General features: G+C 61.9%; 18 protein-coding genes and 1 pseudogene. 12 read left to right on the top strand and 7 right to left on the bottom strand.

Going from position 1 to position 25,594, the window contains the following annotated elements; translation table 11 throughout:
• Nucleotides 1–130: 130 nt before the first annotated feature.
• The 6 genes from Q8O96_RS20040 to Q8O96_RS20065 all read right to left on the bottom strand — a co-directional run bounded on the left by Q8O96_RS20040 (nt 131) and on the right by Q8O96_RS20065 (nt 7,600).
• Nucleotides 131–508 carry a gamma-butyrobetaine hydroxylase-like domain-containing protein gene (locus Q8O96_RS20040; RefSeq protein ID WP_102862793.1) on the bottom strand — a complete coding sequence of 126 codons (378 nt, stop codon included), beginning with the start codon at nt 506–508 and terminating at the stop codon, nt 131–133.
• Nucleotides 509–599: 91 nt separating this feature from the next.
• On the bottom strand, nt 600–1,937 hold the full coding sequence (gene hslU / locus Q8O96_RS20045; RefSeq protein WP_102862794.1) for an ATP-dependent protease ATPase subunit HslU: 1,338 nt from the start codon (nt 1,935–1,937) through the stop codon (nt 600–602).
• A gap of 57 nt (nt 1,938–1,994) precedes the next feature.
• Nucleotides 1,995–2,525, bottom strand: a complete 531-nt coding sequence (hslV, locus tag Q8O96_RS20050) for an ATP-dependent protease subunit HslV (RefSeq protein ID WP_003186641.1) — start codon at nt 2,523–2,525, stop codon at nt 1,995–1,997.
• 198 nt (nt 2,526–2,723) lie between these two features.
• Nucleotides 2,724–3,431 carry an SPOR domain-containing protein gene (locus tag Q8O96_RS20055; RefSeq protein WP_016962745.1) on the bottom strand — a complete coding sequence of 236 codons (708 nt, stop codon included), beginning with the start codon at nt 3,429–3,431 and terminating at the stop codon, nt 2,724–2,726.
• A 1-nt stretch (nt 3,432) separates the two neighbouring features.
• On the bottom strand, nt 3,433–5,169 hold the full coding sequence (gene argS, locus Q8O96_RS20060) for an arginine--tRNA ligase (RefSeq protein ID WP_102882089.1): 1,737 nt from the start codon (nt 5,167–5,169) through the stop codon (nt 3,433–3,435).
• A 211-nt stretch (nt 5,170–5,380) separates the two neighbouring features.
• Nucleotides 5,381–7,600, bottom strand: a complete 2,220-nt coding sequence (locus Q8O96_RS20065) for a primosomal protein N' (protein WP_213664603.1) — start codon at nt 7,598–7,600, stop codon at nt 5,381–5,383.
• A gap of 299 nt (nt 7,601–7,899) precedes the next feature.
• Between Q8O96_RS20065 and rpmE the strand changes: the two genes are divergently transcribed.
• The 3 genes from rpmE to Q8O96_RS20080 all read left to right on the top strand — a co-directional run bounded on the left by rpmE (nt 7,900) and on the right by Q8O96_RS20080 (nt 10,398).
• Complete coding sequence (gene rpmE, locus Q8O96_RS20070; RefSeq protein WP_011058815.1) at nt 7,900–8,121, top strand: 50S ribosomal protein L31; 222 nt, start codon at nt 7,900–7,902, stop codon at nt 8,119–8,121.
• 41 nt (nt 8,122–8,162) lie between these two features.
• Entirely contained in the window at nt 8,163–8,942 is a 780-nt protein-coding gene (locus tag Q8O96_RS20075; protein ID WP_102862797.1) for a thermonuclease family protein, read from the top strand.
• A gap of 187 nt (nt 8,943–9,129) precedes the next feature.
• A complete protein-coding gene (locus Q8O96_RS20080; protein ID WP_102862798.1) occupies nt 9,130–10,398 on the top strand; it encodes a malic enzyme-like NAD(P)-binding protein in 1,269 nt (422 codons plus the stop codon).
• 169 nt (nt 10,399–10,567) lie between these two features.
• Here the strand turns inward: Q8O96_RS20080 and Q8O96_RS20085 are convergent, their stop codons facing one another.
• Complete coding sequence (locus Q8O96_RS20085; RefSeq protein ID WP_205413509.1) at nt 10,568–13,000, bottom strand: penicillin-binding protein 1A; 2,433 nt, start codon at nt 12,998–13,000, stop codon at nt 10,568–10,570.
• A gap of 218 nt (nt 13,001–13,218) precedes the next feature.
• On the opposite strand from Q8O96_RS20085, the gene pilM reads away from it, so the two are divergent.
• From pilM to gltB, 9 genes and pseudogenes are all read left to right on the top strand, one after another.
• Nucleotides 13,219–14,268: a type IV pilus assembly protein PilM gene (pilM, locus tag Q8O96_RS20090; protein ID WP_305949287.1), complete on the top strand. Its 1,050-nt coding sequence runs from the start codon at nt 13,219–13,221 to the stop codon at nt 14,266–14,268.
• Nucleotides 14,268–14,834, top strand: coding sequence for a PilN domain-containing protein (locus Q8O96_RS20095; protein WP_102862800.1), 567 nt, complete (start codon nt 14,268–14,270; stop codon nt 14,832–14,834). The genes pilM and Q8O96_RS20095 overlap by 1 nt, the downstream gene beginning before the upstream one ends.
• Nucleotides 14,831–15,454: a type 4a pilus biogenesis protein PilO gene (locus Q8O96_RS20100; protein WP_102862801.1), complete on the top strand. Its 624-nt coding sequence runs from the start codon at nt 14,831–14,833 to the stop codon at nt 15,452–15,454. Before Q8O96_RS20095 ends, Q8O96_RS20100 begins: the two co-directional genes overlap by 4 nt.
• A complete protein-coding gene (locus Q8O96_RS20105; RefSeq protein WP_371826190.1) occupies nt 15,451–15,978 on the top strand; it encodes a pilus assembly protein PilP in 528 nt (175 codons plus the stop codon). Before Q8O96_RS20100 ends, Q8O96_RS20105 begins: the two co-directional genes overlap by 4 nt.
• Nucleotides 15,979–16,169: 191 nt before the next feature.
• Nucleotides 16,170–17,429 (top strand): annotated as a pseudogene (locus tag Q8O96_RS20110) (type IV pilus secretin PilQ); the annotation flags it as partial.
• A gap of 4 nt (nt 17,430–17,433) precedes the next feature.
• Nucleotides 17,434–17,952 (top strand): shikimate kinase AroK, encoded by a 519-nt coding sequence (gene aroK, locus Q8O96_RS20115; RefSeq protein ID WP_011058824.1) that lies wholly within the window; start codon nt 17,434–17,436, stop codon nt 17,950–17,952.
• Between the two features lie 146 nt (nt 17,953–18,098).
• Nucleotides 18,099–19,199, top strand: coding sequence for a 3-dehydroquinate synthase (aroB, locus tag Q8O96_RS20120; RefSeq protein ID WP_102862804.1), 1,101 nt, complete (start codon nt 18,099–18,101; stop codon nt 19,197–19,199).
• 10 nt (nt 19,200–19,209) lie between these two features.
• Nucleotides 19,210–20,781 carry an AAA family ATPase gene (locus Q8O96_RS20125; protein ID WP_102862805.1) on the top strand — a complete coding sequence of 524 codons (1,572 nt, stop codon included), beginning with the start codon at nt 19,210–19,212 and terminating at the stop codon, nt 20,779–20,781.
• A 348-nt stretch (nt 20,782–21,129) separates the two neighbouring features.
• Nucleotides 21,130–25,578 (top strand): glutamate synthase large subunit, encoded by a 4,449-nt coding sequence (gltB, locus tag Q8O96_RS20130; RefSeq protein ID WP_305949289.1) that lies wholly within the window; start codon nt 21,130–21,132, stop codon nt 25,576–25,578.
• Nucleotides 25,579–25,594 lie beyond the last annotated feature (16 nt).

Genomic DNA, 25,594 nt, shown 5'->3' on the forward strand with positions numbered 1-25,594 from the left:
AGGGAACTTGCCAGCTCCATTGGTTACCCGAGTTTAATTTTTTTCGCAAGCAGGCCATTCATTGGCCATACAGCCCAGCATTCAAACAGATGGAATTAGAAAATGCCCTCTAAACAGTCGGAGGCTTGAGTTAGAGCATCAGCTTGATGACGGACTGATTCGGGTCGCGGGTTTTTCCGGCGGCTTTGAGCTCCGCCAGATAATCGTTCCACAGATCGTCCTGGCGCAGCGCCAACTGATACAGGTATTCCCAGGTGAACAATCCGCTGTCATGGCCATCATCGAAGGTCAATTTCAGTGCGTACTGGCCAGCCGGTTCAACCTTGCTCAGGCCCACGCCTAGCTTGCCGAACTGGAGGATGGGTTTGCCGTGGCCCTGGACCTCGGCGGAGGGGGAGTGCACCCGCAGGAATTCTGCGGGCAGCTGATAGACCTCGTCTGGCCCATAGGTCAGGGTCAGGGTTTTCGAGGCTTTATGCAGGTTGATGCCGGTAGGGAGTTTGCTCATGACCTGTAGTCCTTCCGGTAGCAGCCGGCCTGCCGGCGATCGGGTTTGGCCCTATCGCCGACAGGCCGGCTCCTACGTGGGTAGTGAAGGCTTACAGGATATAACGGGACAGGTCTTCGTTCTGCGCCAATTCGCCCAGGTGGCTGTTGACGTAGGCAGCATCGATGCGGATCGGCTCTTCGTTATGAGCGCTGGCCAGGTCACCGGCGCTGAACGATACCTCTTCCAGCAGGCGCTCGAGCAGGGTGTGCAGGCGACGGGCACCGATGTTTTCGGTCTTCTCGTTGACCTGCCAGGCAATCTCCGCCAGGCGCTTGATGCCGTCGGGCAGGAACTCGATATTCAGGCCCTCGGTCTTCAGCAGCTCTCGATACTGCTCGGTCAGCGAAGCATGGGGCTCGCTGAGGATGCGCTCGAAGTCTTCCGGCGACAGTGCCTTGAGCTCCACACGGATCGGCAGGCGGCCTTGCAGCTCTGGCACCAGATCGCTGGGCTTGCTCAGGTGGAAGGCGCCGGAGGCAATGAACAGGATGTGGTCGGTCTTGACCATGCCCAGCTTGGTGTTGACGGTGCAGCCCTCGATCAGCGGCAGCAGGTCGCGCTGTACACCTTCGCGGGACACGTCGACGCCGCCGGAATTGCCGCGCTTGGCCACCTTGTCGATCTCGTCGATGAACACGATGCCATGCTGCTCGACGGCCTCCAGGGCCTTGGCTTTGAGTTCCTCATCGTTGACCAGGCGGCTGGCTTCTTCGTCGCGCACCAGTTTCAGCGCTTCCTTGACCTTGAGCTTGCGGCTCTTGCGCTTGCCCTTGCCCATGTTGGCGAACAGGCTTTGCAGCTGGTTGGTCATTTCTTCCATGCCCGGTGGCGCAGAGATGTCGACACCGCTGACTTCCGCCACTTCGATCTCGATTTCCTTGTCGTCCAGTTGGCCTTCGCGCAGGCGCTTGCGGAACAGCTGGCGGGTGTTGGAGTCCTGGGCCGGCGCTTCATCGCCGCCAAAACCGGTGCGTGCCGGTGGCAGCAGGGCATCGAGGATGCGTTCTTCGGCGGCGTCTTCGGCGCGGTGGCGAACCCGGATCATCTCCTGCTCGCGGAACATCTTGATCGCCGCGTCGGCCAGGTCACGAATGATCGATTCAACGTCGCGGCCGACATAGCCGACCTCGGTGAATTTAGTGGCTTCGACCTTGATAAAGGGGGCATTGGCCAGTTTGGCCAGGCGCCGGGCGATTTCGGTCTTGCCGACACCGGTCGGGCCGATCATCAGGATGTTCTTGGGGGTTACTTCAACGCGCAGCTCGGCCGGTAGCTGCATGCGGCGCCAGCGGTTACGCAGAGCGATAGCGACGGCGCGCTTGGCATCGTCCTGGCCGATGATATGGCGGTTGAGTTCGTGGACGATTTCGCGGGGTGTCATGGACATAGTAATTGGCGGTCCTCAAGCAAGAATGAATGCCGTGGCGCGAGCGCCGTAACAGGCTTATTCCGCGAGATCCTGCTCCTCGATGGTTTGAGTGTGGTTGGTGAATACACAGATGTCGCCGGCGATGCCCAGGGCGGTCTCGACGATTTCACGGGCCGACAGGTCGGTCTTCTTCAGCAAGGCGCTGGCTGCGGCCTGGGCGTAGGCGCCACCGGAACCCATGGCGATCAGGCCGTCTTCGGGCTCAACCACGTCGCCGTTGCCGGTGATGATCAAGGAAGCGTCCTTGTTGGCGACAGCCAGCATGGCTTCCAGGCGGCTCAGGGAGCGATCGGTGCGCCATTCCTTGGCCAGTTCAACAGCAGCTCGCACCAAGTGACCCTGATGTTTCTCCAGCTGGCCTTCGAAGCGTTCGAACAGGGTGAAGGCGTCAGCGGTGGCCCCGGCAAAACCGGCGATCACCTGGCCGTGGTACAGGCGACGGACTTTTTTCGCGTTGCCTTTCATCACGGTGTTGCCGAGAGATACCTGGCCGTCGCCGCCCATGACGACTTTGCCGTGGCGGCGGACTGAAACGATGGTGGTCAAGGGGAAGTCTCCACACAGCGGGGCGAAAGTGCCCTGATGGAAACTCATATGGGGGTGGCTGAGCGTTTTTCAACTGGAGGCTGTAGCGGGGGACCGGCGGTCTTTGTTGCAAGCTGCAAGAGCTTCGCGGGCAAGCCCGCTCCTACCGCGCGTTGTGCAGGAGTGGGCTTGTTCGCGATCAATCGGGTAGCCGTCGGCTTAGCGGCTCTGGCGCTGTTGTAACAGCAGGTTGCTGAAGCCGGCGCCGGCCAGTTGTTTCTGGGCCACGGTCAGTTGTTCACGGTTGCTGAACGGCCCCACCAATACCCGGTACCAGGTTTCGTCCTTCACCGTGCCGGATTCCACCGCCACCGACTGGCCCAGCAGGATGATCTGCGCCCGAACCTTGTCGGCATCGGCCTGCTTGCGGAACGAGCCGGCCTGGAGGAAGAACTTGGTCACCGGCGCCGCCTTGGCCACCGGTGGCGCGGGCGGTGGGGTGATGCCGGCCAGGGCCGCCTGGGCCCGGGCGGTGTCGATCTTCGCCGCCTCCGCCGGGGTCACCGGGGTGGTGGGCACCGGTGGCACTTGCGGCGTCGGCAGGGTTTTCTCCGGCACGGCCTCGGGCGGCACTATCACTTCCGATTCCGGCAACAGGGTATAGAAGTCGTACTTGGGCTTCACCGGTTGCTGCGGGCTCGGCGGGGTCTTGTTGGCCTCGGCGATCTTGCTGGCTTTCTGCTGTTCGATCTTCTCGCGCTTGACGCTGTCGCCGCCCTTGCCTGGTTCGAGCTTCATCAGGAATACGATGAAGGCGCCAATGGTCAGGCCGATGGCCAGCCACAACCAGCCCGGAATCGGCTTCTTGGCCGGGGCCTGGTAACGGCTGGCGCCACGCTTGGGTGCAGGTTTTTTCTTGGCAGCCAACTTACATTTGCTCCAGGACTTTGAGGCCCAGCAGTTCCAGACCTTGCTTGAGGGTGCGACGGGTCAGTTCGGTGAGGCGCAGGCGGCTATGCATCTGCGTCGGCGTCTCGGCCGCCAGGATCGGGCAGTTCTCGTAGAAGCTGGAGAACAGCCCGGCCACGTCGTACAGGTAGGTGCAGAGGATGTGCGGCGTGCCCTTGTCGGCGACGTTGTTGAGGATCTCGCCGAACTGCGCCAGCTTGGCCGCCAGCTCCAGTTCCTGGGCCGCGTGCAGTTCGATCTGGCCACCGACTTCGCTGAAGTCCTTGCCCAGCTTGCGGAACACACCGGCGGCGCGGGTGTAGGCGTACAACAGGTAAGGGGCGGTGTTGCCTTCGAAGTTGAGCATCAGGTCGAAGTTGAAGCTGTAGTCGCTGGTGCGGTGCTTGGACAGGTCGGCGTATTTCACCGAGTCGATGCCCACTACCTTGGCGATGCTGCGCAGGTCGGCTTCCGGCAGTTGCGGGTTTTTCTCTTTGACCAGGGCGTAGGCGCGTTCTTCGGCTTCGGTCAGCAGGTCGATGAGTTTTACGGTGCCGCCGTCGCGGGTCTTGAACGGACGGCCGTCAGCGCCGTTCATGGTGCCAAAGCCCATGTGTTCCATCTCCATCGGATGGGTCACGAAGCCGGCCTTGCGGGCGACGGCGAACACTTGCTGGAAGTGCAGGGCCTGGCGCTGGTCGACGAAGTACAGGGCGCGATCAGCCTTGAGCTTGCCACTGCGGTAGCGCACGGCGGCCAGGTCGGTGGTGGCGTAGAGGTAGCCGCCGTCGGCCTTGACGATGATCACTGGCAGCGGCTCGCCTTCGGCGTTCTTGAACTCGTCGAGGAACACGCATTGGGCGCCGTTGCTCTCCACCAGCATGCCCTTGGCCTTGAGGTCGTTGACCACATTGATCAGGTCGTCGTTATAGGCGCTCTCGCCCATGACGTCGGCCATGGTCAGCTTGACGTTCAGCAGCTCGTAGATCTTCTGGCAATGGGACAGGGAGATGTCCTTGAACTTGGTCCACAGCTCCAGGCAGTCCGGATCGCCGGCTTGCAGCTTGACCACCAGGCTGCGGGCACGGTCGGCAAAGGCTTCGGATTCGTCGAAGCGCTGCTTGGCGGCGCGGTAGAAGTTCTCCAGGTCCGACAGCTCGTCGCTGGTAATCGGGTTTTCTTCCAGGTACGCCATCAGCATGCCGAACTGGGTGCCCCAGTCGCCGACGTGGTTCTGGCGGATCACGGTGTCGCCGAGGAACTCCAGGACTCGTGCCACGCCATCGCCGATGATGGTGGAGCGCAGATGGCCGACGTGCATCTCTTTGGCCAGATTTGGCGCCGACATGTCGACCACGGTGCGTTGTGCCGGGCTGGCCTTGCGCACGCCCAGGCGTTCGTCGCCGAGGGCGGCGTCCAGGCGCGCGGCCAGGGCCTGGGTGTTCTGGAAGAAGTTGATGAAGCCCGGGCCGGCGATTTCTGCCTTGCTCAGGTCTTCATGGGCCGGCAATGCGGCAATGATTTTTTCCGCCAGGTCGCGAGGCTTCATGCCGGCGGGCTTGGCCAGCATCATGGCGATATTGCTGGCGAAGTCACCGTGGGTCTTGTCGCGAGTGTTTTCGACCTGGATCGCCGGCGTCAGGCCTTCTGGCAACACACCTTCGGTGACGAGTTGGGTGATGGCTTGCTGGATGAGCTGGCGAATGGTGTCTTTCATGGTCTTCTCGTTCGACCGCTGGCGCGGCGGCGCTTTGGTGCGCGGGTGGAAAAACTGGGCATTATCCGTTGCTGAAGCGGGCTTGCCAACTATAGAGGGCTGCTGAGGGATCGGTGGTGGCTACTGGGTCCCGTCCGCGGGCGAGCCTGCTCTTGTGGGTGGGTGGCTATCTATCGTGGGAGCCGGCCTGCTCGCAAAGGCGCGATGTTGATCAATACAAATCCACCGGGTCCACATCCAGCGACCAGCGCACCTGGCGCCCGCTGGGCATCTGCTCCAGCACCAGCAGCCAGCTGCTGAGTAGCCGGTGCAGCGGTGCCCGGGCGTTGGCCTGTAGCAGCAATTGCGCACGGTAACGTCCGGCGCGCCGCTCCATCGGCGCCGGCACCGGGCCCAACAGTTCGATGCCGCCCAGGTTCTGTTCCGTCAGCAAGCGCTCGGCTTCGCCGCAGGCTTCGTCCAGAAAACCTTCGGCCTGGCCTGGCTTGTGGGCTTCGGCCCGCAGCAGCGCCAGATGGGCGAAGGGTGGCAGGCCGGCGGCGCGGCGCTCGCTCAGGGCCTGCTCGGCAAAGGCGAAGTAGCCCTGTTCGGTCAGTTGCACCAGTAGCGGGTGGTCGGCGAGGTGAGTCTGGATGATCACCTTGCCCGGTTCTTCGGCGCGTCCCGCGCGCCCGGCCACCTGGACGATCAGTTGCGCCATGCGCTCGCTGGCACGGAAGTCGCCGGAGAACAGGCCGCCGTCGGCATCGAGGATCGATACCAGGGTGACCCGGGGGAAGTGGTGCCCCTTGGCCAGCATCTGGGTGCCCACCAGGATGCACGGATGACCTTTCTGGATGGTGGCGAACAGTTGGTTCATCGCATCCTTGCGTGAGGTGCTGTCGCGGTCCACCCGTAGTACCGGGTAGTCGGGGAAGAGTATTCCCAGGCGTTCTTCCGCCCGCTCGGTTCCGGCGCCCACGGGGCGCAGGTCGACCTTGCCGCATTGCGGGCAGTGCCGGGGCACGCGCTCGACGTGGCCACAATGGTGGCAGCGCAACTCGCCGGAGCGCTGGTGCACGGTCATGCGGGCGTCGCAGCGCTGGCATTCGGACATCCAGCCGCAGTCGTGGCAGAGCAGGGTCGGGGCGAAGCCCCGGCGGTTGAGAAACACCAGCACTTGCTGCCCGGCGGCCAGGGTCTGACCGATGGCTTGTTGCATGGGGCCTGAAATACCGCTGTCCAAGGGGCGACTCTTCACATCCAGGCGCAGGAAGCGTGGCTGTTTGGCGCCACCGGCCCGCTCGTTCAGGCGCAGCAGGCCATAGCGACCGGTGTAGGCGTTGTGCAGGCTTTCCAGGGATGGGGTGGCCGAGCCCAGAACAATCGGGATGTTTTCCTGGCGTGCCCGCACCAGTGCCAGGTCCCGGGCGTGGTAGCGCAGGCCTTCCTGCTGTTTATAGGAGCCATCGTGCTCCTCGTCGATGATGATCAGCCCGGGATTTTTCATCGGGGTGAACAGGGCCGAGCGGGTGCCGATGATGATATCGGCTTCGCCATCGCGGGCCGCGAGCCAGGCGTCCAGGCGTTCCCGATCATTGACCGCCGAGTGCAGCAGGGCGATGCGGGCGTTGAAGCGCTGTTCGAAGCGCGCCAGGGTTTGCGGCCCCAGGTTGATCTCCGGGATCAGCACCAGCGCCTGCTTGCCGGCTTCCAGGGTCTCGCGGATCAACTGCAGGTAGACCTCGGTCTTGCCGCTGCCGGTGACGCCAGCCAGGAGAAAGGCGTGATAACTGTCGAACCCGGCGCGGATGGCCTCGTAGGCGGCGCGCTGCTCGCTGTTGAGCGGCAACTCGGGTTGGGCCAGCCAGTGTTCGTGGCGCACGCCCGGAGCGTGCTTGCGTACTTCCACCTGCACCAGGTCCTTGGCCAGAAGCAGATCCAGGCTGTCCTTGCTCAGCATCAGCTTGCTCAGCAATGCATGGGGCACGCCATGGGGATGCTGGGCCAGGGTTGCCAGGGCTTCACGCTGGCGCGGGGCACGGGCGATGCGTGGGTCATCAAGGCGGGCGCCAGGGGCAATCGACCAGAAGCGCTCCTGGCGGGCCTCGGCCAGCTCTCCCTGGCGCAGTAGCACCGGCAGCGCCCAGCTCAGGGTGTCGCCCAGGCTGTGCTGATAATACTGGGCGGTCCACAGGCACAGCTTGAACAGGGCGGGTGGCAGTGGCGGGGTGGGGTCCAGCAAGGCCAGCGCCGGCTTGAGTTTCTCGGCCGGGACTTCGCTGTGATCCGCCACTTCCACCAGAATGCCGATCATTTCCCGACGGCCGAACGGCACCCGCAGGCGCATGCCCGGATGCAGCTGGGCGCGCAGCACGCCGGCGGGTGCACGGTAGTCGAACAAGCGGCGCAGGGGCGAAGGCAGGGCGAGGCGCAGGATGGCGTCGGGCACGCGGGAAGATCTCGTTGAGCGGACAGTAAATAAGCCCCGGAGCCTAACAGAGGCGCTCTGGAGTGTCCTGCACAAGCGTGTACGGCTCCGGTTCCTGCGAGCTTTGAGCTGTACCGGGACGGCTGTCGTCGCTCACGGAACGGCAAACCGGGTGCTGTCAAGGCTGCTCGGGGTTTTTCTGATGGAGTGCAGTCAGGATCTCTTGCGCGATTGACGGGGTCTGGTAGAATTCGCGCCCTAATTCGTGCGGTATTCAACAATAGTGTTGGGTGGCGGCACGCTAGCCTGAGGAATACACCATGAAAGCCGATATCCATCCAGTATACGAAGCCATTACCGCCACTTGCAGCTGCGGTAACGTCATCGAAACTCGCTCCACCCTGGCCAAGCCTCTGAGCCTGGACGTGTGCAACGAGTGCCACCCGTTCTACACCGGTAAGCAAAAGACTCTGGACGTTGGCGGTCGTGTCGACAAGTTCAAGTCGCGCTTCGGTGCTTTCGGCGCAACGAAAAAGGCCTGAGGCTGATCGTTCTGGAAAGCCGTTACCGACTTTCCTCGCTGATGAAAAAGGCGTCCCTAGTGGGCGCCTTTTTTGTGTCTGCGATTTGGCTGACCACCGCTCAGGCGTTTTGCCCGGTACCGAAGGGACTGATTCCTGCAACCGTGCAGCGGGTGGTGGATGGCGACACGCTGCGCCTCAAGGATGGCCGCAGCGTACGCATGATCGGCCTCAATGCGCCGGAGCTGGCCGGTAAGGGGCGGTCGGCCGAGCCTTTCGCGGTGGCGGCGCGGCAACGCTTGCAGCAATTGGTGACGCAGAGCGGTGGTCGAGTCGGTTTGTTGCCCGGGCGTGAGCGGCGTGATCGCTATGGCCGGACCCTGGCTCATGTCTATGGTGCAAATGGCATCAACTTTGAGGCGCGCTTGATCGCTGAAGGGCTGGCCTACCAGATTGCACTGGCGCCGAACGTCGCCCTGGTGGCTTGTCAGCAAGCCGCTGAAAAACATGCGCGCCGAGCCGGGCTGGGGCTCTGGCGGCGTTCACCTGTACTGAAAGCGGAGCAGATTCGCGGTTCGGGTTTTGTTGTGCTTGAGGGGCGTGTGAGCAAGGTGCAGCGCAATCGCGGGGGTGTTTGGATCACATTGCGGGGCGCGGTTGTATTGCGCATTGCACCCAATGTCCTGGAGCGTTTTGATCGTCGCTGGCTCAAGGGGCTTTCGGGGCAGCGAATCGAGGCTCGCGGCTGGGTGGTGGAGCGCTCCCGTCGAGAGGGTTCCACATCGGGCGGGGTGCGCTGGATGTTGTCAGTGACCGACACTTCCATGGTCAGACGTCTCTGATAAAGAAAAATTGTAGACATTTTTTAATTGGATTGTGAACAGTTGAAAGCCTTGTGCACCGTGGCTCTTGGCCCAAAGTCGTACGCTACAGGCCTTGACAGGGGTGACTGGGCAGTCTTGTAGGGACTATGCGACACGCGTATCCTCGGCGGTCCGTCTGTCCAACAGTAAAAAGCGGAATGCCCACATGTCTGATTTGAAAACTGCCGCTCTCGAATATCATGCCAATCCTCGTCCAGGAAAGCTGAGTGTCGAGCTCACCAAGGCCACTGCTACCGCTCGTGATCTGGCGCTGGCCTACAGCCCCGGCGTAGCCGAACCGGTACGCGAAATCGCTCGCGATCCGGAACTGGCCTACAAGTACACCGGCAAAGGCAACCTGGTTGCCGTCATTTCCGATGGCACCGCGATTCTCGGCCTGGGTAACCTCGGCCCACTGGCCTCCAAGCCTGTGATGGAAGGCAAGGGCGTACTGTTCAAGCGTTTCGCCGGCATCGATGTATTCGACATCGAAGTCGACTCCGAAAGCCCGCAAGCCTTCATCGACACCGTCAAGCGCATCTCCATCACCTTCGGTGGCATCAACCTGGAAGACATCAAGGCCCCAGAGTGCTTTGAGATCGAGCGCGCTCTGATCGAGCAGTGCGACATTCCGGTCTTCCACGATGACCAGCACGGCACCGCGATCGTGACCGCAGCCGGCATGATCAACGCCCTGGAAATCGCTGGCAAAACCCTGTCCGACGCCAAGATCGTCTGCCTGGGTGCCGGTGCTGCCGCCATCTCCTGCATGAAACTGCTGGTGAGCATGGGTGCGCAGATCGAGAACATCTTCATGGTTGACCGTACCGGTGTGATCCACTCCGGCCGTGACGACCTGAATCAGTACAAGGCCGTGTTTGCCCACGCGACCGACAAGCGCACCCTGGCCGATGCCCTGCAAGGTGCCGACGTGTTCGTGGGTCTGTCCGGTCCGAACCTGCTGAGCGCTGAAGGCCTGAAGTCCATGGCGCCGAACCCGATCGTGTTCGCCTGCTCGAACCCTGATCCGGAAATCGCTCCAGAGCTGGCTCACGCCACCCGTGATGACGTGATCATGGCCACTGGCCGTTCGGACTACCCGAACCAGGTGAACAACGTTCTGGGCTTCCCGTTCATCTTCCGTGGTGCCCTGGACGTTCGCGCCAAGCGTATCAACGAAGAAATGAAGATCGCTGCAGCCAACGCCCTGCGTGAACTGGCCAAGCTGCCAGTGCCTCAGGAAGTGTGCGACGCCTACGGCGGCATCAAGCTGGAATTCGGTCGTGAGTACATCATTCCGAAGCCAATGGATGCCCGCCTGATCACCGTGATCTCCGATGCCGTGGCCAAGGCTGCCATCGAGACCGGCGTTGCGACCCTGCCGTATCCGAAGAACTACCCGCTCAAAAGCGTGGATGATGTGTTCAACGGCTAAGCTGTTGTAGCGTCATGCAAAAAGCCCCGGCTCTCGCGAGCCGGGGCTTTTTTGTGGGCGCTTTGTACCCTGTCATGGCCTTGCCGTAGGAGCGGGCTTGCCCGCGAAGAGGCCGGTAAACCAGGTAAGACACCCATCGACCTTCGCTGGCCAGCCGGCTCCTGCAGGCTTAGAACAGATCGATCGGTGCCGCCTCGTCCGCCGGCAACGGGCTGCCCGGAGCGACCCCATTGCCCAGCTCGTTGACTGAGGGCGGAGTGTCTTCGCTCTTGAACAGCTCGAAATAGGCATTCGGTGTGCCTGGGGTAGCCGCGCGGCCGCTGACCGGGTCGACCCGCAGGCTGAGGATGCCTTCCGGCTCAGCCTGGGTGTGCGCCGGCTTGTCCTTGAGGGCGGCGCCCATGAAGTTAATCCAGATCGGCAGAGCCACAGTACCGCCGTACTCACGGCGTCCCAGGCTTTCCGGCTGGTCAAAGCCGGTCCACACGGTGGTCACGTAGTCAGCGTTGTAGCCGGAGAACCAAGCGTCCTTGGATTCGTTGGTAGTACCGGTCTTGCCGGCCAGGTCCGTACGGCCCAGGGACAGGGCCCGACGTCCGGTGCCCAGCTTGATCACGTCCTGGAGCATGCTGTTGAGGATGTAGGTGGTGCGCCCGTCGATGATCCGCTCGGCGACCGCGGGGGTCTGCACGGGGGCCTGGATCGGATTTTCGCCCGCCACGGTATTGACCGTGAAGCTGTGTTCCGGCGCCGCAATGCCGCTGCTGGTGGTATCCCCGGTGGGGACGCTGGGCGGGTTGGCGCTGAACAGCATCTCGCCGTTGCGGCTTTCGATCTTGTCGATGATGTATGGGGTGATCTTGTAGCCGCCGTTGGCAAAGGTGCTCCAGCCAGTGGCGATCTCCATGGGCGTCAGAGTCGCGGTGCCCAGTGCCAGGGACAGGTTGCGCGGCAGGTCCTGCTTGTTGAAGCCGAACTTGCTGATGTAGTCGATGGTGTGGTCCACACCCATGCTCTGTAGCAGGCGGATCGATACCAGGTTGCGCGACTTGTACAACGCTTCACGCATGCGGATCGGGCCGAGGAAGGTGTTGGTGTCGTTCTTCGGACGCCAGACCTTGTCCAGGTACTCATCGACAAACACGATCGGGGCGTCATTGACCAGGCTGGCCGCGGTGTAGCCATTGTCCAGGGCTGCGCTATAGACGAACGGCTTGAAGCTCGAGCCGGGTTGGCGCTTGGCCTGCATCGCACGGTTGTAGTTGCTCTGCTCGAAGGCAAAGCCCCCCACCAGCGCACGGATCGCGCCGTTTTTCGGGTCCAGGGTCACCAAGGCGCCTTGGGCGACCGGGATCTGGCTGAACTTCAGCGAATTGTCCGCCTGACGCTGTACGCGAATCAGGTCGCCGACCTGAGCCACGTCCGCCGGCTGGCGAGGGACGGCGCCCATGCTGTTGGTGTTGAGGAACGGCCGGGCCCATTTCATGGTGTCCCAGGCCACGTGCTCCTCGCCGTTGCGAGTCAGCACTTGTACGCCGTTCTTCTCGACCTGGGTGACGATCGCCGGTTCCAGGCCGCTGATGGTCCGCTGCTTGGTCAGTTCGGTGGCCCAGGCCGCCTGAGTCTTGCCTGGCAGGCGGGACTCGGGCCCGCGATAGCCGTGGCGCTGGTCGTAGGTCATCAAGCCTTCATGGACCGCGGTGTTGGCCATTTCCTGCAGATCGCTGGGCACCGTGGTGGTGACTCGGAAACCTTCGGTATAAGCGTCGCTGCCATAGCGGCCAACCATCTCGGCACGGGCCATCTCGGCGATGTACGGCGCGCTCACTTCCGGTGTCGGCACGTGATAGCTGGCGTTGAGCGGCTCGTTGATGGCTTCGGTGTAGGCCGCTTCAGTGATCTTGCCGAGCTTGTACATGCGCCCCAGGATCCAGTCACGACGCTCCTTGCTGCGCGCCGGGTTGGCCAGGGGGTTGAAGCGCGATGGGGCCTTGGGCAGGCCGGCGATCATCGCCATCTGCGCCAGGCTCACGTCGCGAATGGACTTGCCGTAATACACCTGGGCCGCAGCTTCGATGCCATAGGCGCGGTTGCCCAGATAGATCTTGTTGACGTACAGCTCGAGGATCTCGTCCTTGGTCAACTGCCGCTCGATCTGCAGGGCCAGGAGGATTTCGGTGGTCTTGCGCGAGAAGCTGCGCTCGCTGCTGAGGAAGAAGTTTTTCGCCACCTGCATGGTGATGGTGCTGCCGCCGGACTGGATGTGTCCGCTTTTGACCAATTGGGTCGCAGCGCGCATCAGGCTGCTGGGGTCAACTCCGTAATGGTTAGCGAAGTTGTCGTCTTCAGCACTTAGTAACGCATTGATGAAGTTGGGGGGAATTTCGGCGAAACGTATAGGGGTACGGCGCATTTCGCCAAATTCTGCGATCAACTTGCCGTCGCTGCTGTACACCCGCAGAGGAATCTGCAACTGGATACTTCTCAAGGCCTCAACCGAGGGAAGGCCGGGACTAAGATAGAGAAACGCACCGGAGAGGGCGAGAAGCAGCCCGCAGAACACAGCGACGATGGACCACCCGAAAAACTTCAGCAGACGAATCAAGGCTTTTGGATTTCCAGAGAAAGGAATGAATTAGGCGTCAGGGCATTCAAGGTATTCAGGGACCGACCTACGCAGCAGGAAAGCGGAAAAAAAACGCTGCGCATTATAAGCATTTTCCGCCGAGAGCGTCATTTGCCCGTCTGTCAAGACGTGGCGAACGAGTGCAATTGAGCTCAGGAAGTTCGTAAGTTACGGATAGTCATAGGGAAATGATCGTGCTTGGACTCTTCAGCAAAAAGTCGGGTTCCCTGCTGGGGATCGACATCAGTGCGACATCGGTCACGCTTCTGGCTCTGAGTCACCAGCGGCGCAGCTATCGAGTCGAGGCTTATGCCAGGGAAGACCTGGCTTCGGACCCGTTCGGGACCGATCCCGAGGCGCTGGCCAGGGTGTTGTCCCGGGCCTGGCTCAAGAGCGGCAGCCGTCGCCGGGATGTGGCTGTGGCGGTGTCGGGCGAGGCAGTGATCAGCAAGCTGATCGAGATGCCGGCCGGGCTCGGCGACGATGAGCTGGAACATCAGCTCCAGCTGGAGGCGGCCCAGTACATTCCTTATCCCCTTGAGGACGTGGCCATTGATTTCGAGGTCCAGGGCGCCGTGCCCGGTGATCCCCAGCGGGTTCAGGTGCTGCTGGTGGCCTGTCGCAACGAGGATGTCGAAGCCCTGGAAGCGCCAATGAACCTGGCAGGCCTGACGCCAAGGGTGGTGGATACCGCGCCCCTTGCCCTGCAGCGTTGTCTGGCAATGCTGACGGAGTCGTTGCCGTCTGCATCGCCCTTGGCCGTGGCGCTGTTGGACATAGGTGCGGATATGACCACGTTCTGCGTGATGCACGGCCAGCGAATCATCTACAGCCGGGAGCAGTTGTTTGGCAGTCGACAGCTGACCCAGGCGTTGGAGCGCCGCTACGCGCTGACCCTGGATCAGGCGTTGCTGGCCGAGCGCCAGGGCTGTTTGCCCCAAGGTTGTGCCGAGGACACGCTGCGGCCGTTCGAGCAAGTGTTGTTGCAGCAGGCGCATCGTTCCTTGCGACTGTTTGCCGAATCGCCGCAACAACAGCCTGTTGAGCGGTTGCTGCTGGCCGGTGACGGCAGCCGCTTGACCGGTCTTGATGGTCGGCTAGCAGAACAAGTGGGAGTCGTCACAGTCATCGCCGATCCGTTCGTCAGCATGTCCATTGCTCCCCATGTGGATGCCCGAGCGCTTGCTGAACAGGCGCCGTACCTGCTGCGTGCCTGCGGTCTGGCCCTGCGAGGGTTTGATTGATGGCTGGCATCAACCTTCTTCCCTGGCGCGAGGCCGCACGAGCGTTGCGCCGCCGACGTTTCCTCCAGGCATTGGCGGCAATGCTGGTGCTGGGTGTAGGGCTTGTGCTCCTGGCCGATGCCTGCATCGACCGGCTGATCGGTCGGCAACAGGCTCGCAACCAATATCTGAGGCAGGCGACGGCTGGCCTGGATAACCAAATTGCCACCATTCACCAACTCAAGGTCCAGCGTCAGCAACTGGTGGAGCGCATGGGGGTCATTGAGGACCTGCAAGGCAGCCGCTCGGCCAGTGTGCGGATTTTCCAGCAATTGGCCCGCAGCCTGCCCGCTGGCTTGTACTTTACCGAGGTGGGTCTGCTGGGGCAGAGCCTGAGCATTAGTGGGGCCGCGGAGTCCAATCAGCGGGTGTCCGAGTTGATGCGCAATCTGCAGTCCGCCGAGGGGTTTGCCGCACCCAGTCTGACCGAGGTGAAGCATGTTGTGGCGGCGGATCAGGGGTTGGGCAATCTGTTTCGGCTCAACGTTGGGTGGATGCCCTTGCTGCCGCAGGAGGCCCCGCGATGAGCCTGGGGCATTGGTTGGCGCAGTTGCGTAGTACCGATCTACGGGAGCTGGAACTGAGCAACCTCGGTTGCTGGCCCGGGCCGATCAAGGCGCTGCTGGCGGTCTTGCTTCTGCTACTGCCCCAGGTGGCGGGCTATAGCTTTTACCTGAGTCCGCATCTGGAGACGCTGGGGCAACTGCGCCAGGAGGAGCATCGATTCAAGCTGCAGTTCGCTGACAAAGCTGGAAAGGTCGCCAATCTTGAGCGCTACCGTGAGCAGCTTGGGGCCCTGCAGGACAGCTTCTCTCTGGTGGTGCGCCAGTTGCCCAGCGAGACCGAGGTCCCAGGACTGCTGGAAGACATCAGTCGCATGGGGCAGGACAGCAGCCTGGTGTTCGAGGAGATCAAGCTGCAACCGGAGGTGGTCCGGGAGTTTTATGTCGAGCTGCCAATTCAGATCGCGGTCACTGGTGCCTATCACGACCTGGCGACTTTCGTCAGTGGCGTCGCCGGTCTGCCGAGAGTCGTCACCTTGCATGATTTTCAGATCAAGCCCGTGGACAGGGGCAATTCCACACAACTGCGCATGAGCATCGAGGCGCGGACCTACAGGTATGACAGTCGGGAGCCTCACTCATGATCGGTTCGCGTTGCTGGGTATTCGGTTGTTTCTGTATGGCACTGCTGGGATGTGAAGGTGGCGCTGACTTTGCCGACCTGGATGCCTACATGAGTGAGGTGCACCTGCAATCACCGGGGGCGATTGATCCGCCTCCGGTCATGCGCTACTACCCCTCGGTCACTTATGGCGCCAGCGCGCTGCGCAGCCCATTTCAGCCACCCCAAAGAGTCGAGCAGATCACTGCTCGACAGGGCGCGAGTGCTGTCCGGCCCAATTCGCGGCGGGTCCGGCAACATCTTGAGGGCTTCGATATCGAGCAGTTGCAAATGGTCGGGACTCTGTCCCGTGCCTCCGGCCGCTTTGCGCTGTTGCGCAGCGCAGGCGGTGTCTTTCCCTTGCAGGTCGGTGATTACCTGGGGCGAAACGAGGGCCGGATCGTGGCCATCAGCGAGTCCCGGGTGGACGTGGTGGAAATTGTCGCCGATGGAGCGGGAGCCTGGCAGGAGCGGCCGCGAACACTGTCTCTGAAAAAACACTCTTAAGTGGAATCTGCAAAATGAACAGGACTGTTTCAGCCTTCGGTGTGGCGCTATGGATAGTGCTGCTGGCATCGCTGGTTGGCGCCACCGCGCTCAGGGCCTTCGCCTCTGAAGAGCACAATCGATTTGCCAGCAGCCCCCCGCTTGAGCCGGAAAACATTGGGGTTTCAGGTGAGGGCGCAACGCGTCTGCCCGGTGAAAGGCTTTCGCTGAATTTCCAGGACATCGAGGTGCGCGCGGTGCTGCAACTGATCGCCGATTTCACCGGGCTCAATCTGGTGGCCAGTGATACCGTGCAAGGCAATATCACCTTGCGCTTGCAGAGCGTGCCCTGGGACCAGGCTCTGGATCTGGTACTCAAGACCAAGGGGCTGGATAAGCGCAAGGTCGGGAACGTTTTGCTGGTGGCTCCGGCGGATGAGATCGCGGCCCGCGAGCGCCAGGAGCTGGAGTTGCAGACGCAGTTGGAAAACCTGGCGCCCTTGCGCCGGGATCTGCTGCAGGTCAATTACGCCAGGGCTGCGGATATCGCCAGGCTGTTCCAGTCCGTGACCGGTACCGAGGAGAAGGTTGGCGAACGTGGCTCCATCACCGTGGATGAGCGCACCAACAACATCATTGCCTACCAGACCCAGGAGCGCCTCGATGAGCTGCGGCGCATGGTCATTCAGCTGGACGTCCCGGTGCGTCAGGTGATGATCGAGGCGCGAATCGTCGAGGCCAACATCGACTACGACAAGAGCCTGGGCGTGCGCTGGGGCGGCTCGGTGCAAAACAGGGGCAACTGGAATGCTTCCGGGGTGCAGAGCGGCGCCAAAGGCTCTTCGACCATCGGCACCCCGGGCAGCAGTGGCAGCAATTCGCCCTTCGTCGATCTGGGTGTCACGGCCAACACCTCGGGCATCGGCGTTGCCTACATCACTGACAGCGTGCTGCTGGACCTGGAGCTGACCGCCATGGAGAAGACCGGCAATGGTGAAATCGTGTCCCAGCCCAAGGTGGTCACTTCCGACAAGGAAACCGCGAGGATTCTCAAGGGCACCGAAATTCCCTACCAGGAAGCCAGTTCCAGTGGCGCCACTTCAGTGTCGTTCAAGGAGGCCTCGCTGTCTCTTGAGGTGACGCCGCAGATCACCCCGGACAACCGCATCATCATGGACGTCAAGGTCACCAAGGATGAGCCGGATTACCTGAACAAGGTTCAGGATGTGCCGCCGATCAAGAAGAACGAGGTCAATGCCAAGGTCCTGGTCACTGATGGCGAGACCATCGTCATCGGTGGGGTTTTCTCCAATACCCAAAGCAAGGTTGTAGATAAAGTGCCATTTCTTGGCGATGTGCCGTATCTTGGCCGCCTTTTCCGGCGTGACGTGGTGTCGGAGAAAAAATCCGAGCTGCTGGTATTTCTCACTCCGCGTATCATGAACAACCAGGCGATTGCTGTGAGTCGTTGATTCTGTGCGAAATTTGATTCTTGTTGGGCCGATGGGGGCTGGAAAAAGCACCATAGGCCGCTTACTGGCCAAAGAGCTGCGCCTGCCATTCAAAGATTCCGATAAGGAAATTGAACTGCGTACAGGCGCGAATATTCCGTGGATCTTCGATAAAGAAGGCGAGCCGGGCTTTCGCGATCGTGAGCAGGCGATGATCGCCGAGCTCTGTGGCACCGACGGCGTGGTCCTGGCTACCGGCGGTGGTGCGGTGATGCGCGAAGCCAATCGTCGGGCGCTGCATGCCGGTGGACGAGTGGTCTATCTGCACGCTTCGGTGGAACAGCAGGTAGGGCGCACCGCCCGGGACCGCAATCGTCCCTTGCTGCGCACCGCCGATCCGGCCAAGACCCTGCGCGACCTGTTGGAAATCCGTGATCCGCTTTATCGGGAAATCGCCGACCTGGTGGTGGAAACCGATGAGCGGCCGCCACGAATGGTGGTGCTGGACATACTCGAGCGCCTGCAGCAGCTGCCACCCCGTTAATGCGTCGAGCGAAATGCGCTATTCTCGGCGTCGCGCCACGACCGCCAAGGTGTGGCGCAGAGCTATCGGGCAGCGTCAGAAGACCAGACGAGGCCCATCGTCAATACAAGGCACAACGCCTGCTTCCATCTTCACTGTGGGGACACATGCAGACACTTAAGGTCGATCTAGGCGAGCGCAGCTACCCGATTCACATTGGTGAAGGACTGTTGGACCGGCCCGAGCTGCTGGTGCCCCATATCGCCGGGCGGCAAGTGGCGATCATTTCCAATGCGACCGTTGCGCCGCTGTACCTTGAGCGTTTGACCCGCAGTCTGGCGCAGTTTTCGGTGATTTCGGTGGTCCTGCCCGATGGCGAGGCCTACAAGAACTGGGAAACCCTGCAACTGATCTTCGACGGCCTGCTCACTGCGCGCCACGACCGTCGGACCACCATCATTGCCCTCGGCGGCGGAGTGATCGGCGACATGGCCGGCTTTGCCGCCGCCTGCTATCAGCGCGGCGTGGACTTTATCCAGATTCCTACCACCCTGTTGTCCCAGGTGGACTCCTCGGTGGGTGGCAAGACGGGCATCAACCACCCCCTGGGCAAGAACATGGTTGGCGCTTTCTATCAGCCGAACGTGGTGCTGATCGATACCACCAGCCTCAATACCCTGCCGAACCGTGAACTGTCGGCGGGCCTGGCGGAAGTGATCAAGTACGGCCTGATCTGCGACGAGCCGTTCCTGACCTGGCTGGAAGAGAATGTCGATCGCCTGCGGTCCCTGGACCAGCAGGCGCTGACCTATGCCATCGAACGCTCCTGCGCGGCCAAGGCTGCGGTGGTCGGTGCCGACGAGCGTGAATCGGGGGTGCGTGCCACCCTCAACCTGGGCCATACCTTCGGCCATGCGATCGAGACTCATATGGGCTACGGTGTCTGGCTGCATGGTGAGGCGGTAGCTGCTGGCACCGTAATGGCCTTGGAAATGTCCGCGCGCCTGGGCTGGATCACCAGCCAGGAGCGTGACCGCGGTATTCGTCTGTTCCAGCGCGCGGGCTTGCCGGTCATCCCGCCTGAAGAGATGACCGAAGCGGACTTCCTCGAACATATGGCAATTGACAAGAAAGTGATCGACGGTCGTTTGCGTCTGGTGCTGTTGCGCCGCATGGGCGAAGCCGTAGTGACCGACGATTATCCGAAAGAGATTTTACAGGCCACGCTGGGAGCGGATTACCGCGCCCTGGCTCAGCTTAAAGGTTAATAAGATCCCGATGACTAGTTTGCACGCCGACGAGGCTTTCCTCGGCCATTACCAGTTGAGCCATGATCCTTTCGCTCCCCGGGTCCCTGGCTTCAAATTCTTTCCTGCCCAACGCAAGCCTGTGCTGGGGCAGTTGCATCACCTGGCACGTTACAGTCAGCTGCTGCTGGTAGTCACCGGCCCTCAGGGCAGTGGCAAGACGCTGTTGCGTCAGGCTCTGGTCGCCAGTACCAACAAGCAATCGGTGCAAAGCGTGGTGGTTTCCGCCCGTGGCGCCAGCGATGCTGCCGGAGTGTTGCACCAGGTAGCCCAGGCCTTGAACGTGGCCCAGGCCGAGATCGGCGCAATCCTCGCCCAAGTGGTGCAACTGGCCCTGACCGGTCAGGAAGTCTACCTGCTGGTGGATGATGCCGAGCAGCTTGACGAGTCTGCACTTGAGGCCCTGCTGGCCCTGGCGGCGGGCGCTCCGGAAGGTCGCCCTCATGTATTCCTGTTCGGCGAGTCGTCGCTGATCGCGTCCCTGGATCAGTTGAGCACCGAGGAAGAGCGCTTCCACGTCATCGAATTGCAGCCATACACCGAAGAGGAAACCCGTGAATATCTGGCTCAGCGCCTCGAGGGTGCGGGTCAGGGCATCGAACTTTTCTCCGCAGATCAGATCAGTGATATTCACGAAAGCTCCGATGGCTGGCCGGGCAACATCAACCAGGTCGCCAGGGATGCAATGATCGAAGCCATGATCGCCAGCCGCTCCGCGGTCAAGCGTCCAAGTATGGGGTTCAACATGCCGAAGAAACACGTATTGGCCATTTCCGCTGTAGTGGTTGTGGCCGTGGCTGCAGCCTGGTTGATGCCGGGTCGCAGCAAGGCGCCAACCACCGGGGCTCCGGCCAGCGAGCAAGCGCAACTGCCCCTCGGGCAGACACCGACACCGAATGCCAATGGCAGTCCATCGGTGGAATTTGCCGGCTCGTCTCAGCCGATGCCGCTGCCGTTGGTCGGCCAGTCGCAACCGGTCATGCGCGGTCCTCTGGCTGAAGCTGCAGGCGGTATCACCGAGGGCGACGATGGGGTTCCTGTGGAAGGCTCCAGTGCCGTTCCGCCAACCGTGACCACCACCGCGCCGCCTGCTGGTGCAGTGGCCAGCCCTGCACCGACTCCGACTCCGGCCCCGACCCAGGTCGCCACCGCCAAGCCGACCCCTGCGCCCAAGCCGGTAGAGAAACCGGTTGCTGCCAAGCCGGCTCCGGCCGCCAAGCCAGCGGAAAAGCCGGTCACTGTAGCCAAGGCTGCCGGTGGCAGTTGGTACGCCGGACAAGCGCCAGGCAACTACGTGGTGCAGATTCTCGGCACCAGCTCGGAAGCCGCCGCGCAGAATTTTGTTAAGGAACAGGGCGGTGAATACCGCTACTTCAAGAAAGTCCTCAACGGCAAGCCGCTGTATGTGATCACCTACGGCAACTTCGCAAGCCGCGATGCAGCGGTCAGCGCCATCAAATCCTTGCCAGCGAAGGTTCAGGCTGGTAAACCTTGGCCTCGCACTGTCGCTAGCGTTCAACAAGAACTGGCAACAACTCGCTGAAGATTCGGCGGCCTTACCCAGGCCGCCTCTCCCGGCAACCTCAAATTTCCGCATCGGCATGCTGCCTTACCGGCCGCGTGCCTTGTGGTGTCTGCGTCACAGTAGTTTTTGAGTCGCGGCAGTCAAAAGCAAAACTTTTTGACTAGCACAGCATATCGCTTTAAAACGTTCATAAATGCGACATGAATTTGCGACAGATCGTCGTCAAATTTGTGGGGCTTTGTGTCGGTGTGTACAATGACCTCCCTTTTGCCCCCGCAAAGCTGGCGTACGTTCGGCGTGGACGGTAAGTGGTTGAATTGAAAAGAAATTTGTCTCGATAAGAGGCAGCCTGGTGAGAAAGTGTCTATGAAAGCAGGTCTGTACCAACCAGATGAGTTTAAGGATAACTGTGGTTTCGGCCTGATAGCCCATATGCAGGGCGAACCCAGTCATACCCTGTTGAAAACGGCCATTGAGGCCCTGACCTGCATGACCCACCGCGGTGGGATCAACGCGGACGGCAAGACCGGCGACGGTTGCGGTCTGCTGATGCAAAAGCCCGACCTGTTCCTGCGCGCCGTCGCCACGGAGCATTTCGGCGTCGAACTGCCCAAGCAATATGCAGTGGGCATGGTGTTCTTCAACCAGGACCCGGTGAAAGCCGAAGCCGCTCGCGAAAACATGAACCGCGAGATCCTGGCCGCCGGCCTGCAGCTGGTGGGCTGGCGCAAAGTACCGATCGATACCAGTGTGCTCGGGCGTCTGGCCCTGGAGCGCCTGCCACAGATCGAACAAGTGTTCATCGGCGGCCAGGGTCTGAGCGACCAGGACTTTGCCATCAAGCTGTTCAGTTCCCGTCGTCGCTCCTCGGTGGCCAACGCCGCCGACACCGATCACTACATCTGCAGCTTTTCCCACAAGACCATCATTTATAAAGGCCTGATGATGCCGGCGGACCTCGCCGCCTTCTATCCGGACCTGGGTGATCCGCGCCTGCAAACCGCGATCTGCGTGTTCCACCAGCGCTTCTCCACCAACACGCTGCCGAAATGGCCGCTGGCCCAGCCATTCCGCTTCCTCGCCCACAACGGCGAGATCAACACCATCACCGGCAACCGCAACTGGGCCGTGGCCCGGCGTACCAAGTTCGCCAACGACCTGATCCCGGACCTGGAAGAGCTCGGCCCTCTGGTCAACCGCGTGGGCTCCGACTCTTCGAGCATGGACAACATGCTGGAGCTGATGGTCACCGGCGGCATCGACCTGTTCCGCGGCGTGCGCATGATCATTCCGCCAGCGTGGCAGAACGTCGAGACCATGGACGCCGACCTGCGCGCGTTCTACGAATACAACTCCATGCACATGGAGCCGTGGGACGGCCCGGCCGGTGTGGTCATGACCGACGGTCGCTACGCCGTCTGCCTGCTGGACCGCAATGGCCTGCGCCCGGCGCGCTGGGTCACCACCAAGAACGGCTTCATCACCCTGGCTTCGGAAATCGGCGTGTGGAACTACCAGCCCGAGGACGTGATCGCCAAGGGCCGTGTGGGGCCAGGGCAGATCTTTGCCGTGGACACCGAAACCGGGCAGATCCTCGACACTGACGCCATCGACAACCGCTTGAAATCCCGTCATCCATACAAGCAATGGCTGCGCAAGAACGCTCTGCGCATCCAGGCCACCATGGAAGACAACGACCACGGTTCGGCCTTCTACGATGTCGACCAGCTCAAGCAGTACATGAAGATGTACCAGGTCACCTTCGAAGAGCGTGACCAGGTGCTGCGTCCGCTGGGCGAACAGGGCTACGAGGCGGTGGGCTCCATGGGCGATGACACGCCGATGGCGGTGCTGTCCCAGCGCGTGCGTACTCCTTACGACTACTTCCGCCAGCAGTTCGCCCAGGTCACCAACCCGCCGATCGACCCGCTGCGCGAAGCCATCGTCATGTCCCTGGAGATCTGTCTCGGCGCCGAGCGCAACATCTTCCAGGAGTCGCCTGAGCACGCTTCGCGGGTGATCCTCAGCTCGCCAGTGATCTCCCCGGCCAAGTGGCGTTCGCTGATGAACCTCGATCGCCCGGGCTTCGAGCGCCAGGTCATCGACCTCAACTACGACGAGAGCGTCGGTCTGGAAGCGGCAATCCGCAATGTCGCCGACCAGGCTGAAGAAGCCGCGCGCGCCGGCCGCACCCAGATCGTCCTCAGCGACCGTCATATCGCGCCGGGCAAGCTGCCGATCCACGCCTCCCTTGCCACGGGCGCGGTGCACCATCGCCTGACCGAAAAAGGCCTGCGTTGCGACTCCAACATCCTGGTGGAAACCGCCACCGCCCGCGATCCGCACCACTTTGCGGTGCTGATCGGTTTTGGTGCTTCGGCGGTCTATCCGTTCCTGGCCTATGAAGTGCTGGGGGACCTGATCCGTACCGGCGAAGTGCTGGGCGACCTCTACGAGGTGTTCAAGAACTACCGCAAGGGCATCACCAAGGGCCTGTTGAAGATCCTGTCGAAGATGGGCATCTCCACCATCGCCTCCTACCGTGGCGCGCAGCTGTTCGAAGCCATCGGCCTGTCCGAGGAAGTTTGCAACCTGAGCTTCCGTGGCGTGCCGAGCCGGATCAAGGGCGCACGTTTCGTCGACATCGAAGCCGAGCAGAAAGCCCTGGCGGCCGAAGCCTGGAGCCCGCGCAAGCCGATCCAGCAAGGCGGCCTGCTGAAGTTCGTCCACGGCGGCGAATACCACGCCTACAACCCGGACGTGGTCAACACCCTGCAAGCCGCCGTGCAGCAGGGCGACTACGCCAAGTTCAAGGAATACACCGCGCTGGTGGACAACCGCCCGGTGTCGATGATCCGTGACCTGTTCCAGGTGAAGACCCTGGACACGCCGATGGACATCAGCGAAGTCGAGCCCCTGGAGTCGATCCTCAAGCGCTTCGACTCCGCGGGCATTTCCCTGGGCGCCTTGTCCCCCGAGGCCCACGAAGCCCTGGCCGAAGCCATGAACCGCCTCGGTGCGCGTTCCAACTCCGGTGAAGGCGGCGAAGATCCGGCGCGCTACGGCACCATCAAGAGCTCCAAGATCAAGCAAGTGGCCACTGGCCGGTTCGGTGTGACCCCGGAATACCTGGTCAACGCCGAAGTGCTGCAGATCAAGGTGGCCCAGGGCGCCAAGCCCGGCGAAGGCGGCCAACTGCCCGGCGGCAAGGTCAACGGCCTGATCGCCAAGCTGCGTTACGCCGTGCCCGGCGTGACCCTGATCTCGCCACCGCCGCACCACGACATCTACTCCATCGAAGACCTGTCGCAGCTGATCTTCGACCTCAAGCAGGTCAACCCTCAGGCCCTGGTTTCGGTGAAGCTGGTGGCGGAAGCCGGTGTCGGCACCATCGCTGCCGGTGTGGCCAAGGCCTATGCCGACCTGATCACCATCTCCGGCTACGACGGTGGCACCGGCGCTTCGCCGCTGACCTCGATCAAGTACGCCGGTGCGCCGTGGGAACTGGGCCTGGCGGAAACCCACCAGACCCTGCGCGGCAACGACCTGCGCGGCAAGGTCCGGGTGCAGACCGACGGCGGCCTGAAAACCGGCCTCGACGTGATCAAGGCGGCCATCCTCGGCGCTGAAAGCTTCGGCTTCGGCACCGCGCCGATGATCGCCCTGGGCTGCAAGTACTTGCGCATCTGCCACCTGAACAACTGCGCCACTGGCGTGGCGACGCAGAACGAGAAGCTGCGCAAGGATCACTACATCGGCACCGTCGACATGGTGGTGAACTTCTTCACCTACGTCGCCGAGGAAACCCGTGAGTGGCTGGCCAAGCTCGGCGTGCGCTCCCTGGAGGAACTGATCGGTCGTACCGATCTGTTGGAAATCCTCGAAGGCCAGACCGCCAAGCAGCACCACCTGGATCTGACCCCGTTGCTGGGCAGCGACCATATCCCGGTGGACAAACCGCAGTTCTGCCAGGTGGACCGCAACCCTCCTTTCGACAAGGGCCTGCTGGCCGAGAAAATGGTCGAGATGGCGCGTTCGGCGATCAACGACAAGAGCGGTGCCGACTTCGCCCTGGATATCTGCAACTGCGACCGTTCCATCGGTGCGCGGATCTCCGGTGAAATTGCCAAGCTGCACGGCAACCAGGGTATGGCCCAGGCACCGATCACGTTCCGCTTCAAGGGCACTGCGGGGCAGAGCTTCGGCGTGTGGAACGCCGGGGGCCTGAACCTCTACCTGGAAGGCGATGCCAACGACTACGTGGGCAAGGGCATGACCGGCGGCAAGCTGGTGATCGTTCCGCCCAAGGGCAGCGTCTACAAGACTCAGGACAGCGCGATTATCGGCAACACCTGCCTGTATGGCGCCACTGGCGGCAAGCTGTTCGCCGCCGGCACCGCGGGCGAGCGTTTCGCCGTGCGTAACTCCGGTGCCCACACCGTGGTGGAAGGCACTGGCGATCACTGCTGCGAGTACATGACCGGTGGCTTTGTCTGCGTCCTGGGCAAGACCGGTTACAACTTCGGCTCAGGCATGACCGGCGGATTCGCCTACGTGCTCGACCAGGACAACACTTTCGTTGACCGGGTCAACCACGAACTGGTGGAAATCCAGCGGATCAGCGGCGAAGCGATGGAAGCCTATCGCAGCCACCTGCAGCGTGTGCTGAACGAGTATGTCGAGGAAACCGACAGCGAATGGGGTCGTAACCTCGCTGAGAACCTCGACGACTACTTGCGTCGCTTCTGGCTGGTCAAGCCCAAGGCGGCGAGCTTGAAGTCTCTGCTCTCCAGTACTCGTGCGAATCCGCAGTAACGCAGCTGCAGACTAC

It is taken from the genome of Pseudomonas sp. LPH60 (assembly GCF_030718165.1).
GTDB lineage: Bacteria > Pseudomonadota > Gammaproteobacteria > Pseudomonadales > Pseudomonadaceae > Aquipseudomonas > Aquipseudomonas danubii.